The sequence below is a fragment of the Rhodoferax sp. LS1R11 genome, assembly GCF_056521395.1.
Genome location: NZ_JBWMAW010000007.1, coordinates 31,324 through 54,849 on the forward strand (window position 1 = coordinate 31,324; position 23,526 = coordinate 54,849).

24 protein-coding genes are annotated in these 23,526 nt (G+C 62.1%); 8 read left to right on the plus strand and 16 right to left on the minus strand.

The window, feature by feature from the left end; all coding sequences use genetic code 11:
- Window positions 1-110: 110 nt before the first annotated feature.
- The 3 genes from AC097N_RS10255 to AC097N_RS10265 are packed head-to-tail and all read left to right on the plus strand — an operon-like array spanning window position 111 to window position 1,186.
- Window positions 111-503, plus strand: a complete 393-nt coding sequence (locus AC097N_RS10255; protein ID WP_479580858.1) for a guanyl-specific ribonuclease — start codon at window positions 111-113, stop codon at window positions 501-503.
- A gap of 39 nt (window positions 504-542) precedes the next feature.
- Entirely contained in the window at window positions 543-986 is a 444-nt protein-coding gene (locus AC097N_RS10260) for a barstar family protein (RefSeq protein WP_479580859.1), read from the plus strand.
- Window positions 965-1,186 (plus strand): hypothetical protein, encoded by a 222-nt coding sequence (locus AC097N_RS10265; protein ID WP_479580860.1) that lies wholly within the window; start codon window positions 965-967, stop codon window positions 1,184-1,186. The genes AC097N_RS10260 and AC097N_RS10265 overlap by 22 nt, the downstream gene beginning before the upstream one ends.
- Window positions 1,187-1,268: 82 nt before the next feature.
- Here the strand turns inward: AC097N_RS10265 and rsmA are convergent, their stop codons facing one another.
- Genes rsmA through AC097N_RS10280 form a run of 3 tightly spaced genes read right to left on the minus strand, consistent with a single transcriptional unit; the run spans window position 1,269 to window position 5,740 of the window.
- Window positions 1,269-2,051, minus strand: coding sequence for a 16S rRNA (adenine(1518)-N(6)/adenine(1519)-N(6))-dimethyltransferase RsmA (rsmA, locus tag AC097N_RS10270; RefSeq protein WP_479580861.1), 783 nt, complete (start codon window positions 2,049-2,051; stop codon window positions 1,269-1,271).
- Window positions 2,052-2,062: 11 nt separating this feature from the next.
- A complete protein-coding gene (locus AC097N_RS10275) occupies window positions 2,063-3,397 on the minus strand; it encodes a peptidylprolyl isomerase (protein ID WP_479580862.1) in 1,335 nt (444 codons plus the stop codon).
- Window positions 3,398-3,403: 6 nt separating this feature from the next.
- Entirely contained in the window at window positions 3,404-5,740 is a 2,337-nt protein-coding gene (locus tag AC097N_RS10280; protein ID WP_479580863.1) for an LPS-assembly protein LptD, read from the minus strand.
- A gap of 77 nt (window positions 5,741-5,817) precedes the next feature.
- On the opposite strand from AC097N_RS10280, the gene AC097N_RS10285 reads away from it, so the two are divergent.
- The 3 genes from AC097N_RS10285 to AC097N_RS10295 all read left to right on the plus strand — a co-directional run bounded on the left by AC097N_RS10285 (window position 5,818) and on the right by AC097N_RS10295 (window position 7,975).
- Window positions 5,818-6,894 (plus strand): aminoglycoside phosphotransferase family protein, encoded by a 1,077-nt coding sequence (locus tag AC097N_RS10285; RefSeq protein ID WP_479580864.1) that lies wholly within the window; start codon window positions 5,818-5,820, stop codon window positions 6,892-6,894.
- 65 nt (window positions 6,895-6,959) lie between these two features.
- Complete coding sequence (locus AC097N_RS10290; protein WP_479580865.1) at window positions 6,960-7,706, plus strand: 16S rRNA (uracil(1498)-N(3))-methyltransferase; 747 nt, start codon at window positions 6,960-6,962, stop codon at window positions 7,704-7,706.
- Window positions 7,707-7,804: 98 nt separating this feature from the next.
- A complete protein-coding gene (locus AC097N_RS10295; RefSeq protein WP_479580866.1) occupies window positions 7,805-7,975 on the plus strand; it encodes a hypothetical protein in 171 nt (56 codons plus the stop codon).
- A 160-nt stretch (window positions 7,976-8,135) separates the two neighbouring features.
- Here AC097N_RS10295 and AC097N_RS10300 read toward each other — a convergent pair whose 3' ends face one another.
- Complete coding sequence (locus AC097N_RS10300; RefSeq protein WP_479580867.1) at window positions 8,136-8,429, minus strand: DUF2249 domain-containing protein; 294 nt, start codon at window positions 8,427-8,429, stop codon at window positions 8,136-8,138.
- Window positions 8,430-8,535: 106 nt separating this feature from the next.
- On the opposite strand from AC097N_RS10300, the gene AC097N_RS10305 reads away from it, so the two are divergent.
- Window positions 8,536-9,705 carry an MFS transporter gene (locus AC097N_RS10305; RefSeq protein WP_479580868.1) on the plus strand — a complete coding sequence of 390 codons (1,170 nt, stop codon included), beginning with the start codon at window positions 8,536-8,538 and terminating at the stop codon, window positions 9,703-9,705.
- On the opposite strand, the gene AC097N_RS10310 is transcribed toward AC097N_RS10305, so the two are convergent.
- The 12 genes from AC097N_RS10310 to AC097N_RS10365 all read right to left on the minus strand — a co-directional run bounded on the left by AC097N_RS10310 (window position 9,702) and on the right by AC097N_RS10365 (window position 22,452).
- A complete protein-coding gene (locus tag AC097N_RS10310) occupies window positions 9,702-10,544 on the minus strand; it encodes a lysophospholipase (protein ID WP_479580869.1) in 843 nt (280 codons plus the stop codon). The two genes, AC097N_RS10305 and AC097N_RS10310, sit on opposite strands and share 4 nt — an antisense overlap.
- A gap of 17 nt (window positions 10,545-10,561) precedes the next feature.
- Complete coding sequence (locus AC097N_RS10315; protein WP_479580870.1) at window positions 10,562-12,049, minus strand: M20 family metallopeptidase; 1,488 nt, start codon at window positions 12,047-12,049, stop codon at window positions 10,562-10,564.
- 52 nt (window positions 12,050-12,101) lie between these two features.
- Window positions 12,102-12,899 (minus strand): 2-oxo-tetronate isomerase, encoded by a 798-nt coding sequence (gene otnI, locus AC097N_RS10320; protein WP_479580871.1) that lies wholly within the window; start codon window positions 12,897-12,899, stop codon window positions 12,102-12,104.
- A 6-nt stretch (window positions 12,900-12,905) separates the two neighbouring features.
- A complete protein-coding gene (locus AC097N_RS10325; RefSeq protein WP_479580872.1) occupies window positions 12,906-13,598 on the minus strand; it encodes a class II aldolase/adducin family protein in 693 nt (230 codons plus the stop codon).
- Complete coding sequence (otnK, locus tag AC097N_RS10330) at window positions 13,595-14,878, minus strand: 3-oxo-tetronate kinase (protein WP_479580873.1); 1,284 nt, start codon at window positions 14,876-14,878, stop codon at window positions 13,595-13,597. Before otnK ends, AC097N_RS10325 begins: the two co-directional genes overlap by 4 nt.
- Window positions 14,875-15,765 carry an L-threonate dehydrogenase gene (gene ltnD, locus AC097N_RS10335; RefSeq protein ID WP_479580874.1) on the minus strand — a complete coding sequence of 297 codons (891 nt, stop codon included), beginning with the start codon at window positions 15,763-15,765 and terminating at the stop codon, window positions 14,875-14,877. Before ltnD ends, otnK begins: the two co-directional genes overlap by 4 nt.
- A 104-nt stretch (window positions 15,766-15,869) precedes the next feature.
- Entirely contained in the window at window positions 15,870-16,646 is a 777-nt protein-coding gene (locus AC097N_RS10340) for a FadR/GntR family transcriptional regulator (protein ID WP_479580875.1), read from the minus strand.
- A gap of 28 nt (window positions 16,647-16,674) precedes the next feature.
- Window positions 16,675-17,967 carry a TRAP transporter large permease gene (locus tag AC097N_RS10345; protein WP_479580876.1) on the minus strand — a complete coding sequence of 431 codons (1,293 nt, stop codon included), beginning with the start codon at window positions 17,965-17,967 and terminating at the stop codon, window positions 16,675-16,677.
- The gene (locus AC097N_RS10350; RefSeq protein WP_479580877.1) at window positions 17,964-18,476 is read right to left on the minus strand and encodes a TRAP transporter small permease; all 513 of its coding nucleotides are present in this window, start codon (window positions 18,474-18,476) and stop codon (window positions 17,964-17,966) included. The genes AC097N_RS10345 and AC097N_RS10350 overlap by 4 nt, the downstream gene beginning before the upstream one ends.
- 81 nt (window positions 18,477-18,557) lie before the next feature.
- Window positions 18,558-19,529 carry a TRAP transporter substrate-binding protein gene (locus AC097N_RS10355; protein WP_479580878.1) on the minus strand — a complete coding sequence of 324 codons (972 nt, stop codon included), beginning with the start codon at window positions 19,527-19,529 and terminating at the stop codon, window positions 18,558-18,560.
- A 47-nt stretch (window positions 19,530-19,576) separates the two neighbouring features.
- On the minus strand, window positions 19,577-20,638 hold the full coding sequence (denD, locus tag AC097N_RS10360) for a D-erythronate dehydrogenase (protein ID WP_479580879.1): 1,062 nt from the start codon (window positions 20,636-20,638) through the stop codon (window positions 19,577-19,579).
- Between the two features lie 65 nt (window positions 20,639-20,703).
- Window positions 20,704-22,452 (minus strand): IlvD/Edd family dehydratase, encoded by a 1,749-nt coding sequence (locus AC097N_RS10365; protein ID WP_479580880.1) that lies wholly within the window; start codon window positions 22,450-22,452, stop codon window positions 20,704-20,706.
- A 132-nt stretch (window positions 22,453-22,584) separates the two neighbouring features.
- On the opposite strand from AC097N_RS10365, the gene AC097N_RS10370 reads away from it, so the two are divergent.
- Complete coding sequence (locus AC097N_RS10370) at window positions 22,585-23,526, plus strand: LysR family transcriptional regulator (RefSeq protein ID WP_479580881.1); 942 nt, start codon at window positions 22,585-22,587, stop codon at window positions 23,524-23,526.

Genomic DNA, 23,526 nt, shown 5'->3' on the forward strand with positions numbered 1-23,526 from the left:
GTGGATGCCTATTTATTGGGCAGCCACTTGCATTTTTTTTGTAAATACGCGACACTACACACCTTGAAATTACCGGGTAAACCCGGAGTAATCTGAGAGGTGTTTTTTTCATGTCGCGTCTAACAAGCCTCAAGTTAGTGTTCACTGGCTTGGTGTTCACGGCGGTTTTTGCGACCGGTTTGGCTCAGGCCAAGGGGCCCGTTATTCTGGATAACGATGCCACGATAACCGTCGCAGAGTTACCCCGTCAAGGCGTGCAAACCTATGAACTGGTCCGTCAGGGTGGTCCATTTGCACATGAAAAAGACGGTGTTGTCTTTGGTAACCGGGAGCGTTTGCTGCCAGCCCAAAAGCGTGGTTATTACCATGAATACACCGTAAAAACACCAGGCTCACGCAACCGGGGAGCCCGGCGCATTGTGTGTGGGGGTCAACCCACCACGCCAGACACTTGTTATTACACCGCCGATCACTATGCGAGCTTCCGCAAGATCGTGCCGTAATTTTGTTTAGTCATTATTGAAAGTGAAGCAGGAACGAATATGTCACTTACCCAAGAAACACCAGCAGCAAAGAGTGCTACTGCCGACGTGCCCTTGCGCGGCATCCGGCCCAACATCGTCCAGTCCATCCGTGCCTTTCGGGTTCAGGAGTTGCAGGACGCGGCCCAATCGCTGGGACAGCATTTTCTGTACGCCAATCTGGCCAACGCGCAGACCAAGCAGGATGTGCTTGATTTGATCGGCCAGCAGTTCATGCTCTCCGCGCACGTGGGCAAGAACTTTGACGCCCTGTATGACAGTATGACCGACCCGTTGCACAAGTCCGGCCCACAGCCCGGCTTTATCGCGGTGCTGGAGCACATTCCTGCGAACGCCAAGTTCGACAAGGAAGCGCGCGAGCAGTTGCTGGATATTTTCCGTGACGCATCGGACTATTGGGGGGACAGAAAAATACCCTTCCGATGTTTCTATTCTTTTCTGTAGCCCGTTCTGCACACACCAGCCAAGCAGAACGGGCGAACGAGGCAAAAGGCACTGACACCAGTGCTCAGGCCGTCTCGGGCATTGAATTGATGACGGAATCCGGCGAACGGATGCCGACCGACAAACTGTTGGACGTCTCCCCCCTGGCGCTGCGCATGAGCAGCCCCTTCAACGCAGGCTACTGGTTGACCGCCGCCTGATAGAACAACGGTCGGCGACCCGCGCCAAAATGAAAAAAGGCCCACTGCATAGTGGGCCTTTTTTATGGGCGCCGCGACGGGTTTAAAGGCTGTCGCTCTTGACCTGCCCTGCCAGGGCCACGTACTCAGCCACCGGCACCTCTTCAGCACGGCGCTGCACATTGAACTCGCCGGTGAAGCCCTTCTCCTGCAGCCAACGGCCCAGCGTGTGCCGCATCAGCTTGCGGCGCTGGCTGAAAGCCACCTGCACGATCTCGCTCAGCAGCTTCACGTCGACCGCCGCAGGGTGCTCGTGCGGCACCATGCGCACCACGGCGCTGTCGACCCGGGGTGGTGGGTCAAAACTTTCCGGCGGCACAAACAACACGTTTTCCATGGCGTAACGCCATTGCAGCATGACACTCAAGCGGCCGTAGTCCGACGTGGAGGGCTTGGCCACCATGCGGTCAATGACTTCTTTCTGCAGCATGAAGTGCTGGTCAGCGATGACATCCACAAACGCCAGCAAATGAAACAAAATCGGGGTGGAAATGTTGTAGGGCAGGTTGCCAACCACTCTCAATTTGATAGCTGGTTGCGCTTGTGCCACCTGGGCAAAGTCCACTTTCAGTACATCAGACTCGATGACCGTGAGCTGCGGGTGCTCGCGCAGGCGAACCGCGAGGTCACGGTCCAGCTCAATGACAGTGAGCTGGCCCAGGCGCTCGACCAAAGGCTGCGTGAGCGCGGCCAGGCCGGGGCCGATTTCAACCATGACGTCGCCAGGCTGCGGGGCAATGGCGTCGACGATGGCGTCAATGATGAGCCGGTCAGCCAGAAAATGCTGGCCAAAACGCTTGCGGGGAATGTGTTTGCCGTGTTTCACTGGGGCCTGACTTATTGGGGCGGCTCGCGCATTTCCACATAGGCACGGCCACGCAGGTCTTGCGCCCAGGTGGTGTAGGCCTCGTCGAGTTTCTTTTCGCGCAGCATGGCACGGACGGTTTCGCGCTGTTCACGCGGGTTCAAGGCGGCATTGCGGCGTTCGGTCAACTGGATCAGGTGGACACCAAACCGGGACACCAGCGGGTCGCTGATCTGGCTGGGCGCCAGTCGGCTCATCACCTCTTCAAACTCGGGCACAAACATGCCGGGGTTGGCCCAGCCCAAATCGCCCCCTTGGGAGGCGCTGCCGTCCTGCGAATTTTCCCGGGCCAGGGCGGCAAAGTCAGCCTGCCCCGCCACGATGCGTTTCTTGAATTCAGCCAGCTTGCTCTTGGCCGCGGCCTCGCTCAACTGCGGGCTGACCCGCAACAGGATATGGCGGGCCCGACTCTGGGTGACGGTCATGGCGGGCGAACCGGCACTCTTTTTCTCCAGCACTTTGAGCACGTGAAAACCAGCGCCCGAACGGACCAGGCCAGAAATTTCGCCAATGGCCAGTTGTTGAGTGGCGTCCAGAAACAAGGGCGGGTAGCGGTCGGCCGTGCGCAGCCCCAATTGCCCCCCATTGGTGTTGCTGGTCGCATCCGAATATTCAGTGACCAGGGCCACAAAGCTCTCCCCTGCGCGAGCCCGGTCCAGCGCGCGCTGGGCACGGGCCTGCAAGGCCGTGACCTGCTCGGGCGTGGCGGTCTCGGGTACCGACACCAGAATCTGCGCCAGATTGATCTCCTGTGAGGCGGGGTCCGTGTTGTTGCTTTGCTGTTCGCGCAAGTACTGGTCCACCTCCAGGTCCGTCACCCGGACGCGGGGTTCCACATCGCGCTCGCGCAGGCGGGTGAGCATCAGCTGGTCGCGCAACTGGTTGCGGAATTCGCTGAGCACCAGCCCGTCCTGGGCCAGGCGGCGATGCAGTTCAGGCACATCAATCTGGTTTTGACGGGCAATGTTCTGCACGGCCTGATCCACCGCAGCCTCGTCCACGCGAACACCGGTTTCCCGGGCCTGCTGTAACTGGGCTTTCTGGACAATCAGGCTCTCCAAGACCTGGCGAGTCAACACCCGGCTATCGGGTTTGGGTTGACGTTGCTGGGCCAGCTGTTGCGTCACGCGCAGCACCTCGCGGTGGACCTCGTTGTTGGTCACCGGCTCCGAATTGACGATGGCCACAATGAAGTCGGCCTGGCGCGGGACGCCGGTCTGGGCAGGCGCCAGGCTCTGCGCCTGCGACGTCAGGGAAGCCAAAATGGCAAGGGTTGCCACAGTCAGGGCTGTCAGGCGATGGGTCATGATGGATTATTCGTAATTGCTGAAACGGCTGGGGGAGCTGGTTTGCTCCCGCAGGTATTGATAACCGGGAATATTGTCTTTCAAGGTCTTCAGGGGGCTAACACCCAAACGGGTGAAACCGACAAACTCCAGCTGAAACATGATGCGCTGGTTGGCCGCGGAGGTGCTGACCTGCAACTGCTCCAGCACCACACGGCCCAGCCAGCAACCTGCATCGTACTCAAAGCCCAAAAAACCGTCGACCAGCTTGCGATCATAAAGGCTGTAGTTGAGGTGGCCCACGGTGTACCAGCGACCGTCTCCCTGCCCGCGACCCGCGCCAAGATCCTGCCCCCGGTCTCCCCACAGGTCATTGACCGGCCACTGCCAGCCCACATTCAACTGCTCGCTGAAATTACGCTGGTAGCTGTAGGACGCCGATAGGGTGCGGTAGTTCCCCGGGCTGTAACGCGCACCGATGGTCGAGCGCACCGACTGGGCGGTGGTCGGGTTGAACTGCACGGTCGAGTCAAAGGCCCATCGGGGGTCCCAGTTGACCGCTGCGCCCAGCAAGATGTCACTGAGCCGGTCATCCACCTTGGTGCCGCCCGGCAAGGTCACGTTCTGGTCCCGAAAACGAAAGCGCTGCGCCATGCCCAGGCGCACCGCCTCGGCACCCGTGTTGGGGTCCAGCAAGCGCGTGGTCACGCCCAGGGTGAGCAAATTGCTGTCGGAAATGCGGTCGTTGCCGACAAAGGCATTTTCTGTGTAAACGGTGGCGAAATTGAAGTCGCTGGCGCCCGAGTCGTAATTGGGCAAAAAGCTTTGGTCACGGTACGGCGTGTTGACAAAAAAGGCCCGGGGTTCGAGCGTCTGGCGAAAGCCCTTGCCAAAGTAGCTGGCGTCGCGTTCAAACACCAGGCCACTGTCCAGGCTGAAGGTCGGCACCACCCGGCTTGCCGTGGTGGCGCCGCTACTTAAGGCCGCATCAAACTGGTAGTTGCTCGCATGCAGTTGCAGCTTGGGGGTGATGAACCCGCCGGGAAAGAGCCACGGACGGCTGACCTGCATCAGCGAATACGCCCGCTGCGCATTGGGCTGCAGGGTCAGCGAACTGTCGGACTGAAAGCGCGTGAAGTCGGCCTCCATCGCAAAGTCAAGACCGCGGACGTTGTTGCGCGCATAACGGGTGGTGAGCTGGGGCAAGCGGTCGTAGGGCGGCGTGATGGGGGCCGTCACATCCTGCAAGGTTTGCCACTTGAGGGTGCGCACACTGCTGGAGAAATTTCCGTTGGTCCAGGCCACGGTGGCGTCGTTGGCCAGCAGACGCTGGGTCAACGAAGACGAGGTGCTGGTGAAGTCGCGCCAGTAATTGTCATCACTCACGCGGTTCAGCTTGAGATTCAGGCCCAGGCCATCGTCCGTCAACCGGCTGGCGAGCGGGTTGTTGACCAGCGCCTGATGCTCATAGGACAGGCCCCAGCGGTTGCGCTCACGCAACTGGTCGGCGGGCATCACGTCAAACCGGACCTGGCCCGAATAATCGGTCTCCAGGTAGCGGAATTCGCTGCCCAGGTTGACCCCGCGCTTGCTCATAAGCGTGGGCGTGATGGTCGCGTCCCGGTTGGGCGCGATGTTCCAGTAATAGGGAACGGACACCTCGGCGCCATTGACGTTGTCCAGCCCCAGGGTGGGGGGCATCAGCCCGGACTTGCGGCGGTCACTCAGCGGGAAGCTGATGTAAGGCACGGGCAAAATCGGCACGCCTTTGAAGCTGAGTACGGCCCCTTCGGCGGTGCCGACGTCTTCCTCGTTGTCAAGGCTGATGGTGGTGGCGCGCAAAATCCAGTCCGGCATCCAGCTCGGGCCGGGCACACGGCGGCAGGTCGTGAAGGTGGCGTTGTGGATGACGGCGCGTTGCTCGTCAATGAAGTCCACCCGATCGGCTTCGCCATGGGCGTCGTTCCTGGGGAACTGGTAGCTGGGGTGGTCGAAGAACCCCTCAAACGCGTCGACCTTGATCTCCAGCAAGGGGCCTTCATACACATTGCCGGCGCGGTTGATGAACACATTGCCCTTGGCGCTGGCCAGGTCGGTGGGCTGGTCGTATTGCAGCCGGTCGGCCTTGATGAGCATGTCGCCCCGTTGCAGTTCGGCATGGCCTTCCACCACGGTTTCCAGGTCGGGCCGGCCGTAGAGGCGTTCGCCGGAGACAAAAGTCGGTGAGGCACTGCGCGGGGCGGGAGGCACCTGCGCGCTGACCGAAGCGCCTTGCAGCCAAGCCCAGGCCACCAGGGCAATCGGGGTGGGAACAAAACGGACGCGCAACACCCTGTGTTTGAGGTCGGGCAGCAAAAAACGCATGGGGCAGGGCAGTAACGGGCAGGAAGACAAGTGGAAGGCGAACTGCGGAGCAGTCGGGTTTGTAGAATGGATTATCCATGAGCCAAGCAACACCCCCCGAATCCCCCCTCGCTGCCCCCGCCCTCTGGTCGGACGCGCAACGCGAAGCCTCTTTCACCGCCTGGCTGAACGCCGTGGCGCCGGTCCACGGTCTGCAGGTCGACTCCGTGCGCCTGGCCTCGGCCGACGCGAGTTTTCGGCGCTATTTGCGCGTCGACTCGGCGCGTGGCAGTTGCATCATCATGGATGCTCCGCCTGACAAGGAGGACTGCCGCCCTTTTGCCAATGTCGCCCGCCTGATGGCCCAGGCCCATGTCAAGGCACCCGAGGTGCTGGCCTGGGATGAGGCCAACGGCTTCATGCTGCTGACCGACCTGGGCGCCAAAACCATGATGCAGGTCATCAACCGGGACAACCCGCAAGCCAACTTCGCCCTGTACATGCAGGCGGTGGACGCCCTGATTGCATGGCAGCTGGCGTCCAGGCCCGACGTGTTGCCACCCTACGATGAAGCCCTGCTGCAACGCGAGCTGGCGCTGTTCCCCGACTGGTACCTGACAAAACACCGCGACGTGGCGGTCGAGGGCGACATGCGCCGCACGCTGGACGAGGCCTTCAAGCTCATCGTGGCCAACAACCTGAGCTGGCCCAGCGTCTATGTGCACCGCGACTTCATGCCCCGCAACCTGATGGTGTCCGGCACCGCGGGCGATGCCCTGGGCGTGCTGGATTTTCAGGACGCCGTGTATGGCCCCATCACCTACGACATTGCCAGCCTGATGCGCGACGCGTTTTTGAGCTGGGAAGAAGACTTCTGCCTCGACATCACCATCCGCTACTGGGACAAGGCGCGCCTGCCCGTGGGCGACGACTTTGGCGAGTTTTACCGGGGCGTGGAGTGGATGGGCCTGCAGCGCCACCTGAAAGTGGCCGGCATTTTTGCCCGCCTCACGCTGCGCGACGGCAAGCCGCAGTACCTGGCGGACACGCCGCGTTTTATCAACTACATCCGAGCCACGTGTGGGCGGTACATCCAACTCAAACCGCTGTTGCGCCTGATCGACCAGGTGGAAGGCATTGAGGCCGCCGAAGGCTATGCCTTTGGCCGGGTTTAAGAAGAATCGGGCTGTAGCCCAGGTATTACCTGCACATACAGCTATCAAAACAATAGCAACATCTCATGCCCCGTTTTTACTGCCCCACGCCCCTTGCCACCGGTGATCTGCTGGACCTGCCCGCTGGCGCCGCCCGCCATGTGCAGGTGTTGCGCCTGCAGCCGGGTGACACCATCACACTGTTCAACGGCGGGCCCGGCATCGTCAGCAGTGGCGGTGAGTTCGATGCGGTGATCCAGCACATGGGGCGCAGCGACGTGGGCGTGCAGATCGGCGCGCACCACGCCGTGGAGCGCGAAGCGGCGCATGAGGTCCATCTGGCGCTGGGCATGCCGGCCAATGACCGCATGGACTGGCTGGTGGAAAAAGCCACCGAACTGGGCGTGGCCAGCATCCAGCCCCTGATGACCGAGCGCAGCGTCTTGCGCCTGAGCGGCGAGCGCGCCGAGAAAAAAGTGGCGCACTGGCAAAGCGTGGCCATTTCAGCCTGTGAACAATGTGGCGGCAACCGGGTGCCGGTGATTCATGAGGTCATGGGCTTTGCCGCCTGGGCCAAGACCCAAACGGCGGCCAAAACGGGGCAGGCGCTGTTGCTGTCGCTGCGACCGGGCACGCAGGCTTTGCGTGACGCCGTCGCTGCGGCGGGCAACCCTGCCGGGTCCATGACTTTTCTGTCAGGCCCGGAAGGTGGTCTGGGCCCTGCTGAAGAAGAGCTGGCCCTGGCAGGCGGCTTCGCGCCCGTCACGCTGGGCCCGCGGGTGCTGCGCGCCGAGACAGCGGCCTTGACGGCCTTGGCGGCGCTGTTGGTGTAGTCACACGCCGTTTTCACGGCAATCCTTTTCGGATCTCTCCCGCCGACGCCCAAGAAGCATTGCGGTTCTGCAAGTCCGTGTTCGGGACTGCGTTCTCCATGCCCATCGGGCGTTTTGGGGACATGCCAAAGTCGCCCGATCACCCGTTGGCCGAGACGGATCGGCTGTTCAAGGCGCTGTCCGATGCTGGCAAAGTTGAAATGCCGCTGCAGGAGATGTTCTGGGGCGGCTACTTTGGCCACCTGACCGACCGCTTTGGCGTGGGCTGAACTGACCATGACCACTTTCCTGACCCTTGACGGCATGATGATGACCACGCCTCTCACAAACCCAAACTCTGCCAGACCTGCTCCATGAGCGCGACAAGGGGAGTCTCAAATTTCATGCAACGAAGTTGCCAGACCCTACGGACGAATCATGTGAGGCAGGTCAACCGCAGCAACCGCCACCCGAGCAGCAGCTACCGGACGACGCACGCGCGACGGTGGCACTTTTACCGATCTGGACACGCCACACGTACGGGCCTTTTTCCAGGTAACTCCAGCTGAATGAATCCGGGCTGCGCATCTGCAACTGCGCATTCAGGGGCTGGGGATCATGGTCATTGATCAGTTCCAGTGACTGCCCCGGCAACAAGGCTTCAACACGGCTGAAAATCAGCGGATGGCGCGCGGGGGGTGAAATCTGGCGCAGATCAATGGTGCTTGCGAAAGAAGTGGACATGGATGACCTTTAAAGATGCATTATTAATACATCAATAAATGTAGCAGCTTGTCCCGGCAAACCAGTGAAAATGCGAAGCACCTTTGCGCTGGATCAAATACGCCCCATGAACCGACAACTCTGGCTACTCGCCATCTGCCAGGGACTCTTCCTGACCAACAACGTCACCTTCATCGCCATCAACGGCCTGGTGGGCTTGAGCCTGGCACCGCTGGGCTGGATGGCCACCCTGCCCGTCATGGGCTATGTGGTCGGTGGCGCCCTGTCCACCGGGCTGGTGGCCAAGACGCAGCACCGCTTTGGGCGAAAGGTGTCGTTCCAGATGGGGTTGGCCGTGGCGTTGGGCTCGGCACTGCTGTGTGCCTGGGCGGTGGTCCACAAGGATTTCTGGCTGCTGTGCACGGCCACCGTGGTGGCGGGCTACTACAACGCCAATGCCGGGCTGTACCGCTTTGCCGCCGCTGAGCTGGCCCCCCCCGCCTGGCGCGAAAAAGCGGTGTCGCTGGTCATGGCGGGTGGCCTGATCGGCGCGGTGCTCGGGCCCAACCTGGCGCAGCAAACGCGCACCTTGATGAGCGTGCCCTTTGCGGGCGCTTACGTGGCGCTGGCCGTCGTCGCGCTATTGGCCATGGGGGTACTCAGCTTCATTGAGTTCCCGGCCCCGCTCCCCAAAAAATCAGGCACGGGCGGGCGCCCGCTGAAGGAGATCATGCGCCAACCCGCCTTCATCGTCGCAGCCGCCACGGGCGCGCTGGGCTACGGCGTGATGAACCTGCTGATGGCCGCCACACCCCTGGCCATGCAGCAGTGCAGCCTGCCTTTTTCAGACGTGGCGCTGGTGCTGGAATGGCATGTGATTGGCATGTTTGCACCGGGCTTTTTCACCGGCCATCTGATCAAACGTTTTGGCACCCTGCCCATCATGGGCGTGGGCGTGGCGCTCAACGCCCTGTGCATCGGGGTGGCGCTGTCCGGCGTTGAATTGCACCAGTTTTTGATTGCCTTGTTTTTTCTGGGCGTGGGATGGAATTTCCTGTTCACCGGCAGCACCACTCTGTCCCTGCAAACCTACACAGCCGAAGAAAAAGACCGGGCGCAGGGCGCCCTGAATTTCTTTGTCTTCGCCACACTGGCCCTGAGTGCGTTTGCATCCGGCGTGCTGGTCACCACCCGTGGCTGGACGCTGCTGAACTACGGCTCACTGGTACCCGTGGCGTTGACGGGCGCGGCACTGGTGTGGCTGGCGAGTCAGCAGCGCCGCGTGATGGCGGCTTAAAACCGCGCGTCAAGCCATTTTCTGAGCTCTGTCAACACCGGCTCCCGGTTGCGCTCATTGAAGATCTCGTGGTACAGCGCCTCAAAGCAGCGGCTGCTCACCACCTGCTTCGGCGCTGCAGCGGCAAAGGTCTGGCTGCCTGCCGGGTTGACCAGCTTGTCGGCCCCTGCGTACATCAACAGGGTCGGCACGCGCCAGGTGGGTGCCTGCGCCACCGTGGCGGGGCCGCCTGTGGCGATGAAGCGGGCCAGCCGACCCGAGATGCGGTCATGCACCGACTTGTCCGCCAGGTAGGCGGCCACCACCGCCGGGTCATGCGAAATCAGTGCGGGATCCAGGCCGTTGCCCACGCGCAAATTGGGCGCGATGCGAGGCACGACCGCCAGCATCAGCTTCTGCAAGGCATTGAGCCCCGGGTTCAGCGCCGGTGACGACAACACCAGCCCGTCCACAGGGCGCATGGCCAGCGCCACAAAGCGCGCCGCGACCAGGCCCCCCATGCTGTGCCCCAGCAAAATCAGGGGCCTCCGGGTCGCCATGCGGGCGCGGGTGCTGTCCACCATATCGGCCAAATCGTCCAGCAGGCGGGTGTCGCTGGGCAAGCCCCCGCGCGGTCCGCCCGACTCACCGTGGCCATACTGGTCATACCCCCGCACCGCAAACCCCCACTCGTTGAGGCGCCGGGCCAAGGCGTCATAACGGCCGACATGTTCCCCCAGGCCATGCACGATCAACACCATGCCGCGCGCGACGGTGCCGGGCTCCAGCGGCCAGTCCTGGACGGCGATGTTCTCGCCGTCCAGCGCCACAAAGGTGGACAAGGTTGAATCAGCACTCACCGTTCAGTCTCCGGGCATCAGCGCAACTGCGCGATGACCTGCGCCACCGCCGCGGTCAGCTTCTTCGCGTACGGCACGTGCAAGAACTCATTGGGCCCGTGCGCATTGCTCTTGGGGCCCAGCACGCCACACACCATCATCTGTGCTTTCGGGAAACCGGTGGAGAGCATGTTCATGAGCGGAATGGTGCCGCCCTGGCCGATGTAGCCACACGGCGCGCCAAAGTAGTCGCGGGACGCGGCGTTGAGCGCCTGCTCGAACCAGGGCGCGGTGCCGGGGGCGTTCCAGCCGGTGGCGGAACTCATGCCCTCAAAGGTCACGCGGGCCTGGTAGGGCGCGTTGTCTTCGAGCAGGGCCTTCAATTCCTGCACCGCGGTGGCGGCTTCGATGAGCGGAGGCAAACGCAGGCTGAGCTTGAACGCGGTGTAGGGCCGCAGCACATTGCCCGCGTTTTTAAAGTCCGGAAAGCCCTCGGCACCGGTCACGCTCAAGGTCGGCGCCCAGGTGCGGTTGAGCAGGGCCTGCACCGGGTCGGTGGTGGTGGGCAGGGCAAACTGGGTCGAACCACCGCAGTCGTAGTGCGCCCACGGAAAACGCTTGTACAACTCGTCCCCCAAAATGGCGGCCGTGGCCTGCGCCTGTACCATGCGGTCGGCCGGCACCTCGCAATGGAACGAGGCCGGCAGCAGGCGGCCGGTGGCGCTGTCTTCGAGCCGGTCCAGCACCTGGCGCATGATGCGAAAGCTCGACGGCACCAGACCACTGGCGTCGCCCGAATGCACGCCTTCGGTCAGAATCTCCACCTTCAACACGCCACTGGCCATGCCGCGCAAACTGCTGGTGAGCCAGAGCTGGTCGTAGTTGCCCGCACCCGAGTCGAGGCACACCACCAGCGCCACCTCGCCCAGGCGATCACGCAAGGCGTCCACGTAAGGCAGCAGGTCGTAGGAGCCACTTTCTTCGCACGTCTCGATCAGGCCCACGATGCGCGGATGCGCCACGTGCTGGCTCTTGAGCGCCTGGATGGCCGCGATGCTGGCATACACGGCATAGCCGTCATCGGCGCCGCCCCGGCCATAGAGCTTGCCGTCTTCATACTTGGGCGTCCACGGGCCGAGGTCGTTGCGCCAGCCGCTGAATTCGGGCTGTTTGTCGAGGTGGCCGTACATCAGCACGGTTTTGCTTGAGAGGGTGCTGGTGGAAGTGTCCGAGCCGCTGCCGGAGGAGGCGGGCACTTCAAAAAACAAGACCGGCGTGCGGCCTTCGAGCCGGATGATCTCCAGCGTCAGGCCGTCGACCTTTTGCGACTGCACCCAGGTGGCGGCGTCCCACATGACGGTGTCGAGGAACCCGTTTTTCTCCCAGTCGGCATCAAACATCGGCGACTTGGCGGGAATGCGAATGTAGTCTTCCAGACGGTGGACGATGTCGTCATCCCACGCCTGGCTGACCTCCCCCAGCGCTTGTGCGGCGTTCAATGCGGTCTCAGTAACTCGGGCATTCATGGGGGGCTCCTTCGTCAGTCAAACAATACAGCCCTCCATCATGCCACTGACGTCAAAGCCAGGGCTTGAGCCAGCCCAGCCCGGCCGAGGTGCCGCCGGGCTGCATGCCCCTGGCTGGGCGGTATTCGCAGCCCACCCAGCCGTCAAAACCCAGCTCGTCCAACACCGAGAACAGGTAGGGGTAGTTGAGTTCGCCCAGATCGGGTTCATGGCGCTGTGGCACGCCCGCAATCTGGATGTGGCCCACGTTCCCGGTGGGCAGGTAGTTGCGCAGCTTCATGGCCAGATCGCCTTCCACGATCTGGCAGTGGTACAGGTCCATCTGCACCTTGAGGTTGGAGGCGCCCACATCGGCAATCACCTGGTGCGCGTGGTCCTGGCGGTTCAGGAAGAAGCCCGGAATGTCGCGCGGGTTGATCGGCTCGATCAGCACGTCCACGCCCTGCTGGGCGGCCGCTTGTGCGGCCCAGCGCAGGTTGTCGATGTACGTGGGGTACAGCGCGGCGCGCTCGCTACCTGCGGGCAGTAAACCGGCCATGACGTGGATGCGCGGGCAACTCAGCGCTGCAGCGTACGCCAGCGCCTGCGCGATACCAGCGCGGAATTCTTCTTCACGCCCGGGCAGGCAGGCCAGGCCACGCTCGCCAGCGTCCCAGTCACCGGGCGGGGCATTGAACAGCACCTGCTGCAAGCCGTGCGCCTTGAGACGCGCGGCAATCTCGGCCTTGTCAAACGCATAGGGAAACAGATACTCCACCGCCTTGAAGCCGTCTTGCGCGGCGGCCTCGAAACGGTCCAGAAACTCAAGCTCCGGGTAGAGCATGGACAAGTTGGCTGCAAATTTGGGCATGGGGGTTCACCAGCAGGCGCCGAAGGTCTGGCGCAGTTCTTCAATTTGGGGTTCGGTCAGGGGCTCAGGCGGCACGGCACTGAAGCACATCAACCGGGCGGTTTCTTCCAGTTCTTCCAGCGTCGCCATGGCGGCGGCGGGCGAGTCGTGCCACACATTGGGGCCCAGACGCGATAGCATGACGGCGCGAATCGGCGTGCCCATCCGGCCGTAGCGTTCCATCGTCTGGGCCACCCGTTGCGCCGCGGCAGGGTCGCCGGGGCGGTGGTAGGGAATGACGGGCACATGGCCCACTTTCATCACAAAGTAAGGCGTGACGGCAGGCAGCAGCTCCGGCCACTCCTGCACCTCACGCCCTGGCGGGCGCAAGGTCAGCGCCACGCAGTGCGTGCTGTGGGTGTGGATCACACACCGGATTTTTGAGTCAAATTGGCCTGCAGCCCTGTAGATATGTGCGTGAAGCGCTATCGTTTTACTAGCACGATCGCCACTGAGCTGCTGGGCGTTCGCGTCCAGTCGGGCCAGCCGGACGGGGTCAAGAAAGCCCAGGCAGGCGTCCGTGGGCGTGATCAGGTAACCACCGCCCTCGGACTCGTCCAGCCGCACGCTGATGTTGCCCGCGGTGGCGTGCACATAGCCGCGCTCAAACAGGCTGCGACCCACGCGGCAAATTTCTTCTCTGGCCTGGCGCTCGTTCATGCCAGCCTCGTGAAGGCTTTGCTGAAGAAATCGTCGGTGCCAAAGTTGCCCGACTTCAGGGTGAGGTGCAGGCCGTCTGGGGTGGCCGCATCACTCTGGGCATGGCACCACGGCACGCCGGGGTCAATTTGCGGGCCAATCTTCATGTGCGAAATGGCCAGGGCCTGCACGCAGGCGCCTGAGGTTTCGCCACCCGCCACCACCAGCTGGCGCACACCGCGCTGCACCAGGCCACGCGCAATGGCGGCCAGCGTGCGCTCCACCAGCGCACCGGCAACGTCCACACCCAACTGCCCTTGTACCGACTTGACAGCGCTGGGGTCCGCTGATGAATAAACGAGTACCGGCCCCTGGGCCAGCCAGGGCTCGGCCCAGGCCAACGTCTGGGCCACCACGTCCACACCCGCCGCCTCTTGAACGACGATCTGCAAGGGGTCCAGCCCCAGGGCCGGGCGCCCGGTCTGGATGAAAGCCTGCACCTGCCGGTTGGTCACCAGCGAGCAACTGCCGGACACCACCGCTTGCAGACCCACAGGCGCGGGCAAGGCGCTGGCCGTGCTGGACGGCGCCAGACCAAAATTGGCAGCCAGGCCAATGGCCACGCCCGAACCGGCGGTGACCAGCGGCATGCCCTTGAGGGCGGGACCCAGGCGCATCAGGTCGTCATTGGAGATGGCATCCACCACCGCCATGCCCACGCCCTTGGCACGCAACTGGTCGATGCGGGCACGAATGGCGGCCTCGCCCTGCGCCACCACCTTGTAGTCAATCAACCCCACCTTGCGTTGGCTTTGCGCCTGCAGCACGCGCACCAGGTTGGCATCCGTCATGGGCGTGAGCGGGTGGTGTTGCATGCCGCTCTCGTTGAGCAGCACATCGCCCACAAACAAATGGCCCTTGAACACGGTGCGCTGGTTGTCCGGGAAGGCTGGCGTGGCGATGGTGAAGTCCGTGCCCAGCGCGTCCATCAAGGCCTCGGTCACGGGACCGATGTTGCCCTGCGCCGTGCTGTCAAAGGTGGAACAGTACTTGAAGTAAATCTGTTGCACGCCCTGCGCCTGCAGCCAGCGCAGCGCCGCCAGCGACTGCGCCACGGCATCAAGCACCGGCAAGGTGCGCGACTTGAGCGCCACCACCACCGCATCCGCATCCGAGTCCAGCGGCTGCACGGGCACACCGATGGCCTGCACCACGCGCATGCCGGAGCGCACCAGGTTGTTGGCCAGATCGGTGGCGCCGGTGAAGTCGTCGGCAATGCAACCCAACACTGTTTTTTTCATGGCTTCTTGGGCAACTCAATGCCGGGGAATATCTTGATGACGGCGCTGTCGTCCTCACGCGCAAAACCGGCGGTGGAGGCCTGCATGAACATCTGGTGCGCCGTGCTCGACAAAGGCAGCGGGAACTTGGTGGCGCGCGCCACATCGAGCACCAGGCCCAGGTCTTTCACAAAAATGTCCACGGCGGAGAGCGGTGTGTAGTCAGCCGCCAGCACATGGGCCATGCGGTTCTCAAACATCCAGCTGTTGCCCGCGCTGTGGGTGATGACGTCGTACAGCGCGGCAGGGTCCACGCCCTCGCGCAGGCCCAGCGCCATGGCCTCGGCCGCGGCGGCAATGTGCACGCCGGCGAGCAACTGGTTGATGATCTTGACCTTGCTGCCCGCACCGGCGCAGTCGCCCAGGCGGTACACCTTGGCAGCCATGGCATCGAGCAACCCGCCCACAGCCGCGTAAGCCTCGGGCCTGGCCGCGGTCATCATGGTCATCTCGCCGCTGGCAGCTTTGGCGGCGCCACCGGAGATGGGCGCATCAATGTAGAGAATGCCCAGGGCGGCCAGTCGCCCCTCCAGTGCGACGGACCAGTTGGGGTCAACGGTGGAGCACATCACAAACACGCTGCCGCGTCGCATGGCACTGGCACAACCGCCCTCGCCAAACAGCACGCTCTCGGTCTGCGCCGCGTTCACCACCACGGACACAATCACATCGCACTGCGCACCCAGCTCGGCCAGCGTCGCGCAAGCCACACCCCCTTCGGCGGCAAAGGCTTGGGCGGCTTCGCCGCGCACGTCAAACACACGCACGGTATGGCCACTGCGGCGCAGTGAACGCGCCATGCCACCCCCCATGGCCCCCAGGCCAATGACGCCTACATGGCTTGTCATACCTTGAATCCTCTCATGCTATTTTGTATGCTTATCATATAAATTGTGTCTTTATTGGGCATTCGGGAATACCCCAAAATCCTCCGCCTGACCCCGGCTGTCCATCAACGCTTCAGTGGCAAACCCGACACCAGGGGACGCGCCAACTGCACACCCGCCTGCTGCCAAAACGCCGGGTCAGCCTGCTCAATGCGCTGAATGGCGTTGTCCATGTGCTGCGCGGCAGCCGCGCGCGCGGCCCCTGCATCGCCCGCCTCAATCGCGCGGAAAATCACCTGGTGTTCATCACACACCTGCCGGGCAAAGTCGGTGCGTCGCGCTTCATTGGCGCGTGTCACCCGCGTGGCGCCCTGCAGGAACTGGCCCAGGTACTCCAGCGTGCCGATCAGGAAGGGGTTGCGTGCGGCATCGGCAATGGCGCGGTGGTACTGCACGTCCTGGTCCACCCCGTCGCCTCCGGCCTGCACCGCTTTGTCCAGCAACACAATGGATTTCTGGATGCGTTTGATATCGGCCTGCGTGCGCCGCAAGGCGGCCAGCCCGGCCACCTCGGCCTCCAGCGCACGGCGCACTTCCACCATCTGGATCACGGCTTTTTTGGAGACCGCCGACTTGGCATCAAAGTTCAGCGGCGAGAAGCCCTGCTCCTTGACGTACACACCGCTACCTTGCCTGGAGTCCACCAGCCCCAGCGACTTGAGCCGCGAGACGGCTTCGCGCACCACGGTACGACTGACCGAAAACTGGTCGACCAGCACCGCCTCGGTGGGCAGCTTGGCGCCTGCCAGCAGCCGCCCCGCCCGAATCTCGGCGGCCATGGCATCCGCCACCTGGTCCGACAAGTAGGCGCCGGGGGTGACGGGCTTGAATTGAGAAGTCATGTTGTTTTTGGCTTTACCGCGTCAATGCCTACTTAAAGCCCATCACATGGGGAAGCCAGGTGGAGAGGGCAGGCACAAAGGTCAGCAGGACGAGCACCACGCCATGCGCCCAAAGGAACGGCTTGAGCTCCCGCGTCAAATGCGACAGCGGCACCCGCGACACATTGGAGGTCACGAACAAGAGCCCCCCCACTGGCGGCGTGATCATGCCCAGCGTGAGGTTGAAGATGACCACCATGGCAAAGTGTGTCGGATCGATGCCCACCTTGGCAGCGACCGGCGCCAGAATCGGCACCAGCACCATGACACCTGGCAAGGGCTCAATGAATATGCCAAAGATCAGCAGGAATACATTGATAACGATCAGGAAGGACCAGGGACTCAGTTGCATGGCGCTGATCCAGTTCGCAGCCGTTTGCGGCACCCCCTCAATGGTCAACACCCAGGCAAATGAAGCCGACATCGCGATGATGATCAGTACCGATGCAGTCAACAGCGCCGAACGCCACAAAATATCAGGCACCGCGCCCCATTTGAGGGTGCCATACACGTACTTGCCACAAATCAAGGCATAAAAAACGGCCACCACAGACGCTTCTGTCGGCGTAAACCAACCCGCCCGCATGCCACCCAAAATAAGCACAGGCAGCAAAATAGCAGGCAGTGCGCGCCAGGTGGTACGCAGGATTTCGTCGCGGGTGGGATGCTCGCCGTCGCCCCGGTAATTGCGCTGTTTGGAGATGTGCCAATTCACGACACACATCGCCACGGCAATCAGGAGACCCGGCAGCAAACCGGCCACAAACAGGGCCCCCACCGACACATTGTCGTCAGCCAGCGCGTAGATGATCATGATGATCGAGGGCGGAATAATCGGGCCGACAATGGCCGTCGCCGCCGTCAGCGCTGCGGCATAGGCGCGGTCATAACCGGCCTTGTCCATCATCTTGATCATCATCGACCCGGGCCCTGCCGCATCCGCCAGCGCGGAGCCGGAAATGCCCGAAAAGAAGGTCAAGGCCACCACATTGGTATAACCCAGGCCACCGCGTTTGTGCCCCACAAACTGCCCGGCAAAACGCAGCAACACATCAGTCAGCGAGCCGCCACTCATCAACTCGGCGGCCAGGATAAAAAACGGCACCGCCATCAACGGAAAACTGTCAATGCCTGTGAAAGTTTCCTTGAGCAGCACCAGCATGGGATAGGCGTCGGAGATCAGCAATGCCGTCACGGTGGACAGGCCCAGGGCAAACGCCACCGGCACACCCAAAGCGAGATAGATGCAGACGGAAATCAGGAGAATGACACTGGCGCTCATAGGGAGGCACTCGCTGTCGCGTCAAAATGGCTGTCAGACGCAAACTCGCGCCGCAATACGTAGCTCTTCATGATCAGTAACCAGTGAACAAGGGTTAACAACATGCCGACCGGTAGTGCCGCATAGATAAAAGCGAACGAGATTTGGGTAGCGGGCGTGGTCTGGTACCGGGTGCGATCCAGGTATTCCCAGCCAAACCAGATACAAAAGACAAAAAATCCACTCAAGAGCAAGGCAATCAGCGCCCGCACAGCAATGGCGCCTTGGCGCGGCATGGCATCCTGGAGATTTTCCACAGCGATATGCCCGCCATAACGCAAGGTGGGGCCACACCCAATAAAAGTCAGCCAGATCATGAGGTGACGCGACACCTCCTCGGCCCATTCAATGGACTGGTTGGTGGTGTATCGCAGCACCACATTGGCAAAAATAATGACGGCCATGACGGCCAAAGTCACGATCAGCAGCCAGCGATTGACTGCCAAAAAGTGGTGTTCAAATTTTTTCAAAATAGATATTCCAGTGAGCCAAATACGCTGGCCGGTGCGATCGGGTGACCCATCGCACCGGCCAGTCAAGTTTGCAAGGAATTATTTGGCGTCCTGGATCTTGCGGATGTTGTCTGCACCGAACTCTTTGGCGTAGCTGGCGTAGGCAGGCTTGAGCGCATCACGGAAGGCCTGGCTATCGACCTTGGTGACGACGCTCATACCGTCTTTTTCAAGCTGAGCAATACCGTTGGCTTCATCATCGTTGACTTTTTTACGCTGGGCAGCGGCGGATTTCTTGGCGGCCTCAAAAAACACTTTTTTATCGGCCTCGCTCAGTTTGTTCATCAGACGTGGCGATGTGATGAGCAGTGCGGGTGAATACACGTGACCGGTCAAGGACAGGTGCTTTTGCACTTGCGAAAACTTGGATGCAAGGATCACCGGGATCGGGTTTTCCTGACCATCAACCGTGCCTTGTTGCAGCGCGCCAAACACCTCTGGAAAGGCCATGGGCGTGGGCAGAATGCCGAAGGTGCGATAACCATCCATGTGCACCTTGTTTTCCATGGTGCGCATCTTCAGGCCGGCCGCATCCGCAGGTTTGACAATGGCACGCTTGCTGTTGGTCATGTGACGGAAGCCGTTTTCCGTCCATGCCAGGGCCACCAGTCCCTTGGCAGGGAATTTGGTCAAGATGTCCTGGCCAATAGGGCCATCCATCACATGCCGTGCGTGATCGTAGTCACGGAACAGGAACGGAATGTCCACAATTTTGACTTCAGGCACAAAATTACCGACGGGGCCTGTGGAGGTATTCACGACGTCCAGGGTGCCGAGTTGCACGGCCTCGATCATTTCACGCTCACCACCCAAGGCACTGGAAGGAAACTGCTGGCACTTGTAGCGACCCTGCGTGCCTTTCTCAACCTCATCACAAAATACGGTTGAACCCACACCATAGTGGGACGTTGCCGCTACGGCGTAACCAATTTTCAACACGGTCTGCGCGCCAGCAGTCGCTACAAAACCTGCGGCCAAAGACAGGCCAATAACCAGCTTGTTCAATTTCATGTGATGTTTCCTGGGTTTTAAATCGTCAAAATTTGTATGACAACTTCTTATTGTTTATCGATTGAATGTTTAACCGCATCGGTGTTTTCCCTGACATATTCCAGGATGATTTCGTCGAAGCTGGCCTCCGGCAACAAGCCCAGACCGCGTGCCCGCTGTGCATGAATACGCGCAGGCCAGGTCTTGACGATGTTGTGGATGGCCGCGTCAGGCGTCCACTCAATCAGCGCGGCTGCGGCGGGGCCGGCCACGCGTTCCAGGGCGGCGGCCATCTCGGCGGGCGTCGTGGTCAATGCAGGCAGATTCAGGCCCGTGCGCGGGCCCCATTGCGCGTCAGACGCCTCGGCAGCACGGATCAGGCCCTGCACCGTGCGCGCCGGTGACGACAAGGCCACCGGCGTCCCGGGCGGCACCGGGCACACCGCTTTGACTCCGGCCAGTGGCTCACGCAGCATGCCGCTCAGAAAACTGGAGGCCGCGCCGTTGGGCCGCCCCGGCCGCACGCTGACGGTCATCAGGCGCACGTTGCGGCCCCGCACAAAACCTTTGCGCGTGTAGTCGGCCACCAGTTGCTCGCCAATGAATTTCTGGATGCCGTAGCTGCTCTGCGGTGTGGGCAGGGTGTTGTCTTCGAGAACCGGGGGCAGCGGCTGGGCAGGGGTGTCGCCAAACACCGCCAGCGAACTGGCAAACACCACCATGGGCTGGGTCTTGAGGGCGCGGCAGACGCCCAGCAGAGCCAGAGTCGCCGCAAAGTTGCTTCGCATGCCGAGGTCAAAGTCGGCCTCGCACTCGCCGCTGACGGCCGCAGCCAAATGAAAAATGATAGCAGTCTGCGCACTGACGACGGGGGCTACAGCCTCTTTATCTTCAAGAAGCTCATTCAGGTCGCCGAGGAGCACGGCCACGCGCGGGTCGGCTGCCAAATCATCAGGCGGCGCCGCGCGGTCCACGAGCGTGATGCGGCCAATGGCCACAGGCGCAGCGCCTGCCAGCGCGAGCTGTCCTTGCGCCAGCAGGGCGCGAGCCAGGCGCACGCCCAGAAAACCGGCGCCGCCGGTGATCACAACATCGCAGGGCGCCGTGGCTGGGGTGGGTGATGTCAACATGGGTGTTTCCTTGGTCAGTGGTTCGGCTCGCCATTATCAAAGCAGGCCACGCGCTTGGGCCAGGCTCAGTGTGAATGCTTGGGCACCTCGGCACCGCGGCAACCCACCAGGAAATCGAAGTCGCAGCCCTCGTCGGCCTGCAGCACACGGTCGATGTAGAGCTGCTGGTAGCCGCTCTTGGGGGCGGTGGTGGTCTGGGCCGCTTTGGCCTCCCGCTCGGCGTGGCGCTGCGCAATCTCGGCGTCGCTCACCTCCAGATGGAGCTTGCCTGCGGCACTGTCCAGTTCAATCCAGTCGCCATCGCGCACGATGGCCAGCGGGCCACCGGCGGCCGCTTCAGGCGCCACATGCAGCACCACCGTGCCATAGGCGGTGCCGCTCATGCGCGCGTCCGAGATGCGCACCATGTCGGTGATGCCCTGCGCCAGCAGCTTGGGCGGCAAGCCCATGTTGCCGACCTCGGCCATGCCGGGGTAGCCCTTGGGGCCACAGTTTTTGAGCACCATCACGGAGTTGGCGTCCACGTCCAGATCGGGGTCGCCAATGCGCGCCTTGTAGTGGTCAAAGTCTTCAAACACCACGGCCTGACCGCGATGCTTCATGAGCGCCGGGGTGGCGGCTGAAGGCTTCAGCACCGCACCGCGCGGCGACAGGTTGCCGCGCAGGATGCACATGCTGCCGTCGGCCACCAACGGGTTCTCCAAAGGCCGGATAACTTCTGCGTTGTGGATGGGCGCGTCCAACACGTTGTCCCAGATGGACTTGCCGTTGACCGTGAGCGCATTCTTGTGCGGCAGCAGGCCGCCCTCGCCCATGCGGCGCAGCACGCCGGGCAGGCCGCCAGCGTAGTAAAAGTCTTCCATCAAAAAGCGGCCCGAGGGCTGCAGGTCCACCAGCGTGGGGGTGCCCTTGCCCACATTCGTCCAGTCTTCGAGTTCCAGCGGCACGCCGATGCGCCCGGCAATGGCCTTGAGGTGAATCACGGCATTGGTCGAGCCGCCAATGGCCGCGTTGACGCGGATGGCGTTCTCAAACGCTTCGCGCGTCAATACCTTGGAGAGTTTCAGGTCTTCCCACACCATGTCCACAATGCGCATGCCCGACATGTGCGCCAGCACGTAGCGGCGTGCATCGACCGCCGGAATGGCCGCGTTGTGCGGCAGCGAGGTGCCCAGCGCCTCGGCCATGCAGGCCATGGTGGAGGCCGTGCCCATGGTGTTGCAGGTGCCCGCCGAACGCGACATGCCGGCCTCGGCCGACATGAACTCATTGAGCGATATCTTTCCGGCCTTGACCGCTTCATGCAGCTGCCACACCACGGTGCCCGAACCAATGTCGCGGCCCTCGTGTTTGCCGTTCAGCATGGGGCCGCCGGTGACGACGATGGTGGGAATGTCACAACTGGCCGCGCCCATCAGCAAGGCGGGCGTGGTCTTGTCGCAACCGACCAGCAACACCACAGCGTCCATCGGGTTGCCGCGAATGGACTCTTCCACGTCCATGCTGGCCAGGTTGCGCGTGAGCATGGCGGTGGGGCGCAGGTTGGACTCGCCATTGGAAAACACCGGGAACTCCACCGGGAAGCCGCCCGCCTCGGAAATCCCGCGCTTCACATGCTCGGCAATCTTGCGAAAGTGGGCGTTGCAAGGGGTCAGTTCCGACCAGGTGTTGCAGATGCCGATGATGGGCTTGCCCTGGAATTCATGGTCCGGGATGCCCTGGTTCTTCATCCAGCTCCGGTACATGAAACCATTTTTGTCGGCACTGCCAAACCAGGCGGCGGACCGCAAAGTGCGTTTTTTCGAGTCAGACATGTCAGTCTCCGTGAATCTGTTGTGGGAACAAGCGAAGAAATCTTAGGGACTATTCCCATACAAAACAAATGAATTAATATCTACAAACGATATTTTTTGGTGTATCGCATAAACCCCTTGGCACCCGTACCCATGAATGACCTTGACGCCGCGCGGCGCACACGCACCAAACTCAAAATCCGGCAGATGTTTTTGCTGATCGCGCTGGACGAGGCCCGCAACATGCACCAGGCGGCCGTGGAGACGCACATGAGCCAGCCCGCCGCCTCCAAGATGCTCAAGGACATTGAAGACTTGTTTGGTGTGCCCTTTTTCGAGCGCCTGCCCCGGGGCGTGAAGCCCACGCTGTACGGCGACACGATGATTCGCCACGTCCGCATGGCGCTGGCCAATCTCTCGCAAGGCCAGGACGCCATCGCCACGCTGCAGGCGGGGTTGACCGGGCAGGTGGACCTGGGCGTGATCATCACCCCGTCCATGACGCTGGTACCGCAGGCCATCACACGCACCAAAGCCGAAGCCCCGCGCTTGTGCATTGGCGTGGAGGTTGGCACCAGCCATGAACTGGTGGGACAGCTCAAGCGCGGCAAGCTGGATTTTCTGATCGCGCGCATTCTGGAGCAGGAAGACGAACAAGGCCTGGTGTACGAAGACCTGTCAGAGGAAACCGAGTGCGCCGTGGCGCGCCTGGGTCACCCGTTGCTGGCACGCCATGACCTCACGCTGCACGACCTGGCCAGCGCGGGCTGGATTTTGTCGCCGCGCGGCAGCATTCTGCGCCACCGGTTTGACATGATCTTTCGCCGCATGGACCTGGAGCCGCCGTCCAACGTGGTGGAAACCACGGCCATGTCGGTCATCAAAAGCCTGCTGCAGCAAACCGACTTCCTGCATGTGATGCCGGTGGACGTGGCGCGCTACTACGCGCAATCCGGCGAACTGGTGATGCTGCCCATCGAGCTGCCCTGCAAGATGGACAGCTTCGGCCTCATCATGCGGCGCGACCATGTGCTGTCGCCCGGCGCCCAACTGCTGCTCAAGCATGTGCGGGCCATCGCCGCAGAAATCTACTGA

Excerpts from the sequence above, each read along its gene's own strand:
- AC097N_RS10255 (WP_479580858.1), top strand. The coding sequence starts at position 111 with ATGTCGCGTCTAACAAGCCTCAAGTTAGTGTTCACTGGCTTGGTGTTC.
- AC097N_RS10290 (WP_479580865.1), top strand. The coding sequence starts at position 6,960 with ATGCCCCGTTTTTACTGCCCCACGCCCCTTGCCACCGGTGATCTGCTG.
- denD (WP_479580879.1), bottom strand. The coding sequence starts at position 20,638 with ATGTTGACATCACCCACCCCAGCCACGGCGCCCTGCGATGTTGTGATC.
- AC097N_RS10260 (WP_479580859.1), top strand. The coding sequence starts at position 543 with ATGTCACTTACCCAAGAAACACCAGCAGCAAAGAGTGCTACTGCCGAC.
- AC097N_RS10355 (WP_479580878.1), bottom strand. The coding sequence starts at position 19,529 with ATGAAATTGAACAAGCTGGTTATTGGCCTGTCTTTGGCCGCAGGTTTT.
- AC097N_RS10345 (WP_479580876.1), bottom strand. The coding sequence starts at position 17,967 with ATGAGCGCCAGTGTCATTCTCCTGATTTCCGTCTGCATCTATCTCGCT.
- AC097N_RS10365 (WP_479580880.1), bottom strand. The coding sequence starts at position 22,452 with ATGTCTGACTCGAAAAAACGCACTTTGCGGTCCGCCGCCTGGTTTGGC.
- AC097N_RS10340 (WP_479580875.1), bottom strand. The coding sequence starts at position 16,646 with ATGACTTCTCAATTCAAGCCCGTCACCCCCGGCGCCTACTTGTCGGAC.
- AC097N_RS10370 (WP_479580881.1), top strand. The coding sequence starts at position 22,585 with ATGAATGACCTTGACGCCGCGCGGCGCACACGCACCAAACTCAAAATC.
- AC097N_RS10265 (WP_479580860.1), top strand. The coding sequence starts at position 965 with ATGTTTCTATTCTTTTCTGTAGCCCGTTCTGCACACACCAGCCAAGCA.
- AC097N_RS10295 (WP_479580866.1), top strand. The coding sequence starts at position 7,805 with ATGCCCATCGGGCGTTTTGGGGACATGCCAAAGTCGCCCGATCACCCG.
- AC097N_RS10315 (WP_479580870.1), bottom strand. The coding sequence starts at position 12,049 with ATGAATGCCCGAGTTACTGAGACCGCATTGAACGCCGCACAAGCGCTG.
- AC097N_RS10300 (WP_479580867.1), bottom strand. The coding sequence starts at position 8,429 with ATGTCCACTTCTTTCGCAAGCACCATTGATCTGCGCCAGATTTCACCC.
- AC097N_RS10285 (WP_479580864.1), top strand. The coding sequence starts at position 5,818 with ATGAGCCAAGCAACACCCCCCGAATCCCCCCTCGCTGCCCCCGCCCTC.
- AC097N_RS10280 (WP_479580863.1), bottom strand. The coding sequence starts at position 5,740 with ATGCGTTTTTTGCTGCCCGACCTCAAACACAGGGTGTTGCGCGTCCGT.
- ltnD (WP_479580874.1), bottom strand. The coding sequence starts at position 15,765 with ATGACAAGCCATGTAGGCGTCATTGGCCTGGGGGCCATGGGGGGTGGC.
- AC097N_RS10305 (WP_479580868.1), top strand. The coding sequence starts at position 8,536 with ATGAACCGACAACTCTGGCTACTCGCCATCTGCCAGGGACTCTTCCTG.
- AC097N_RS10275 (WP_479580862.1), bottom strand. The coding sequence starts at position 3,397 with ATGACCCATCGCCTGACAGCCCTGACTGTGGCAACCCTTGCCATTTTG.
- otnK (WP_479580873.1), bottom strand. The coding sequence starts at position 14,878 with ATGAAAAAAACAGTGTTGGGTTGCATTGCCGACGACTTCACCGGCGCC.
- otnI (WP_479580871.1), bottom strand. The coding sequence starts at position 12,899 with ATGCCCAAATTTGCAGCCAACTTGTCCATGCTCTACCCGGAGCTTGAG.
- AC097N_RS10325 (WP_479580872.1), bottom strand. The coding sequence starts at position 13,598 with ATGAACGAGCGCCAGGCCAGAGAAGAAATTTGCCGCGTGGGTCGCAGC.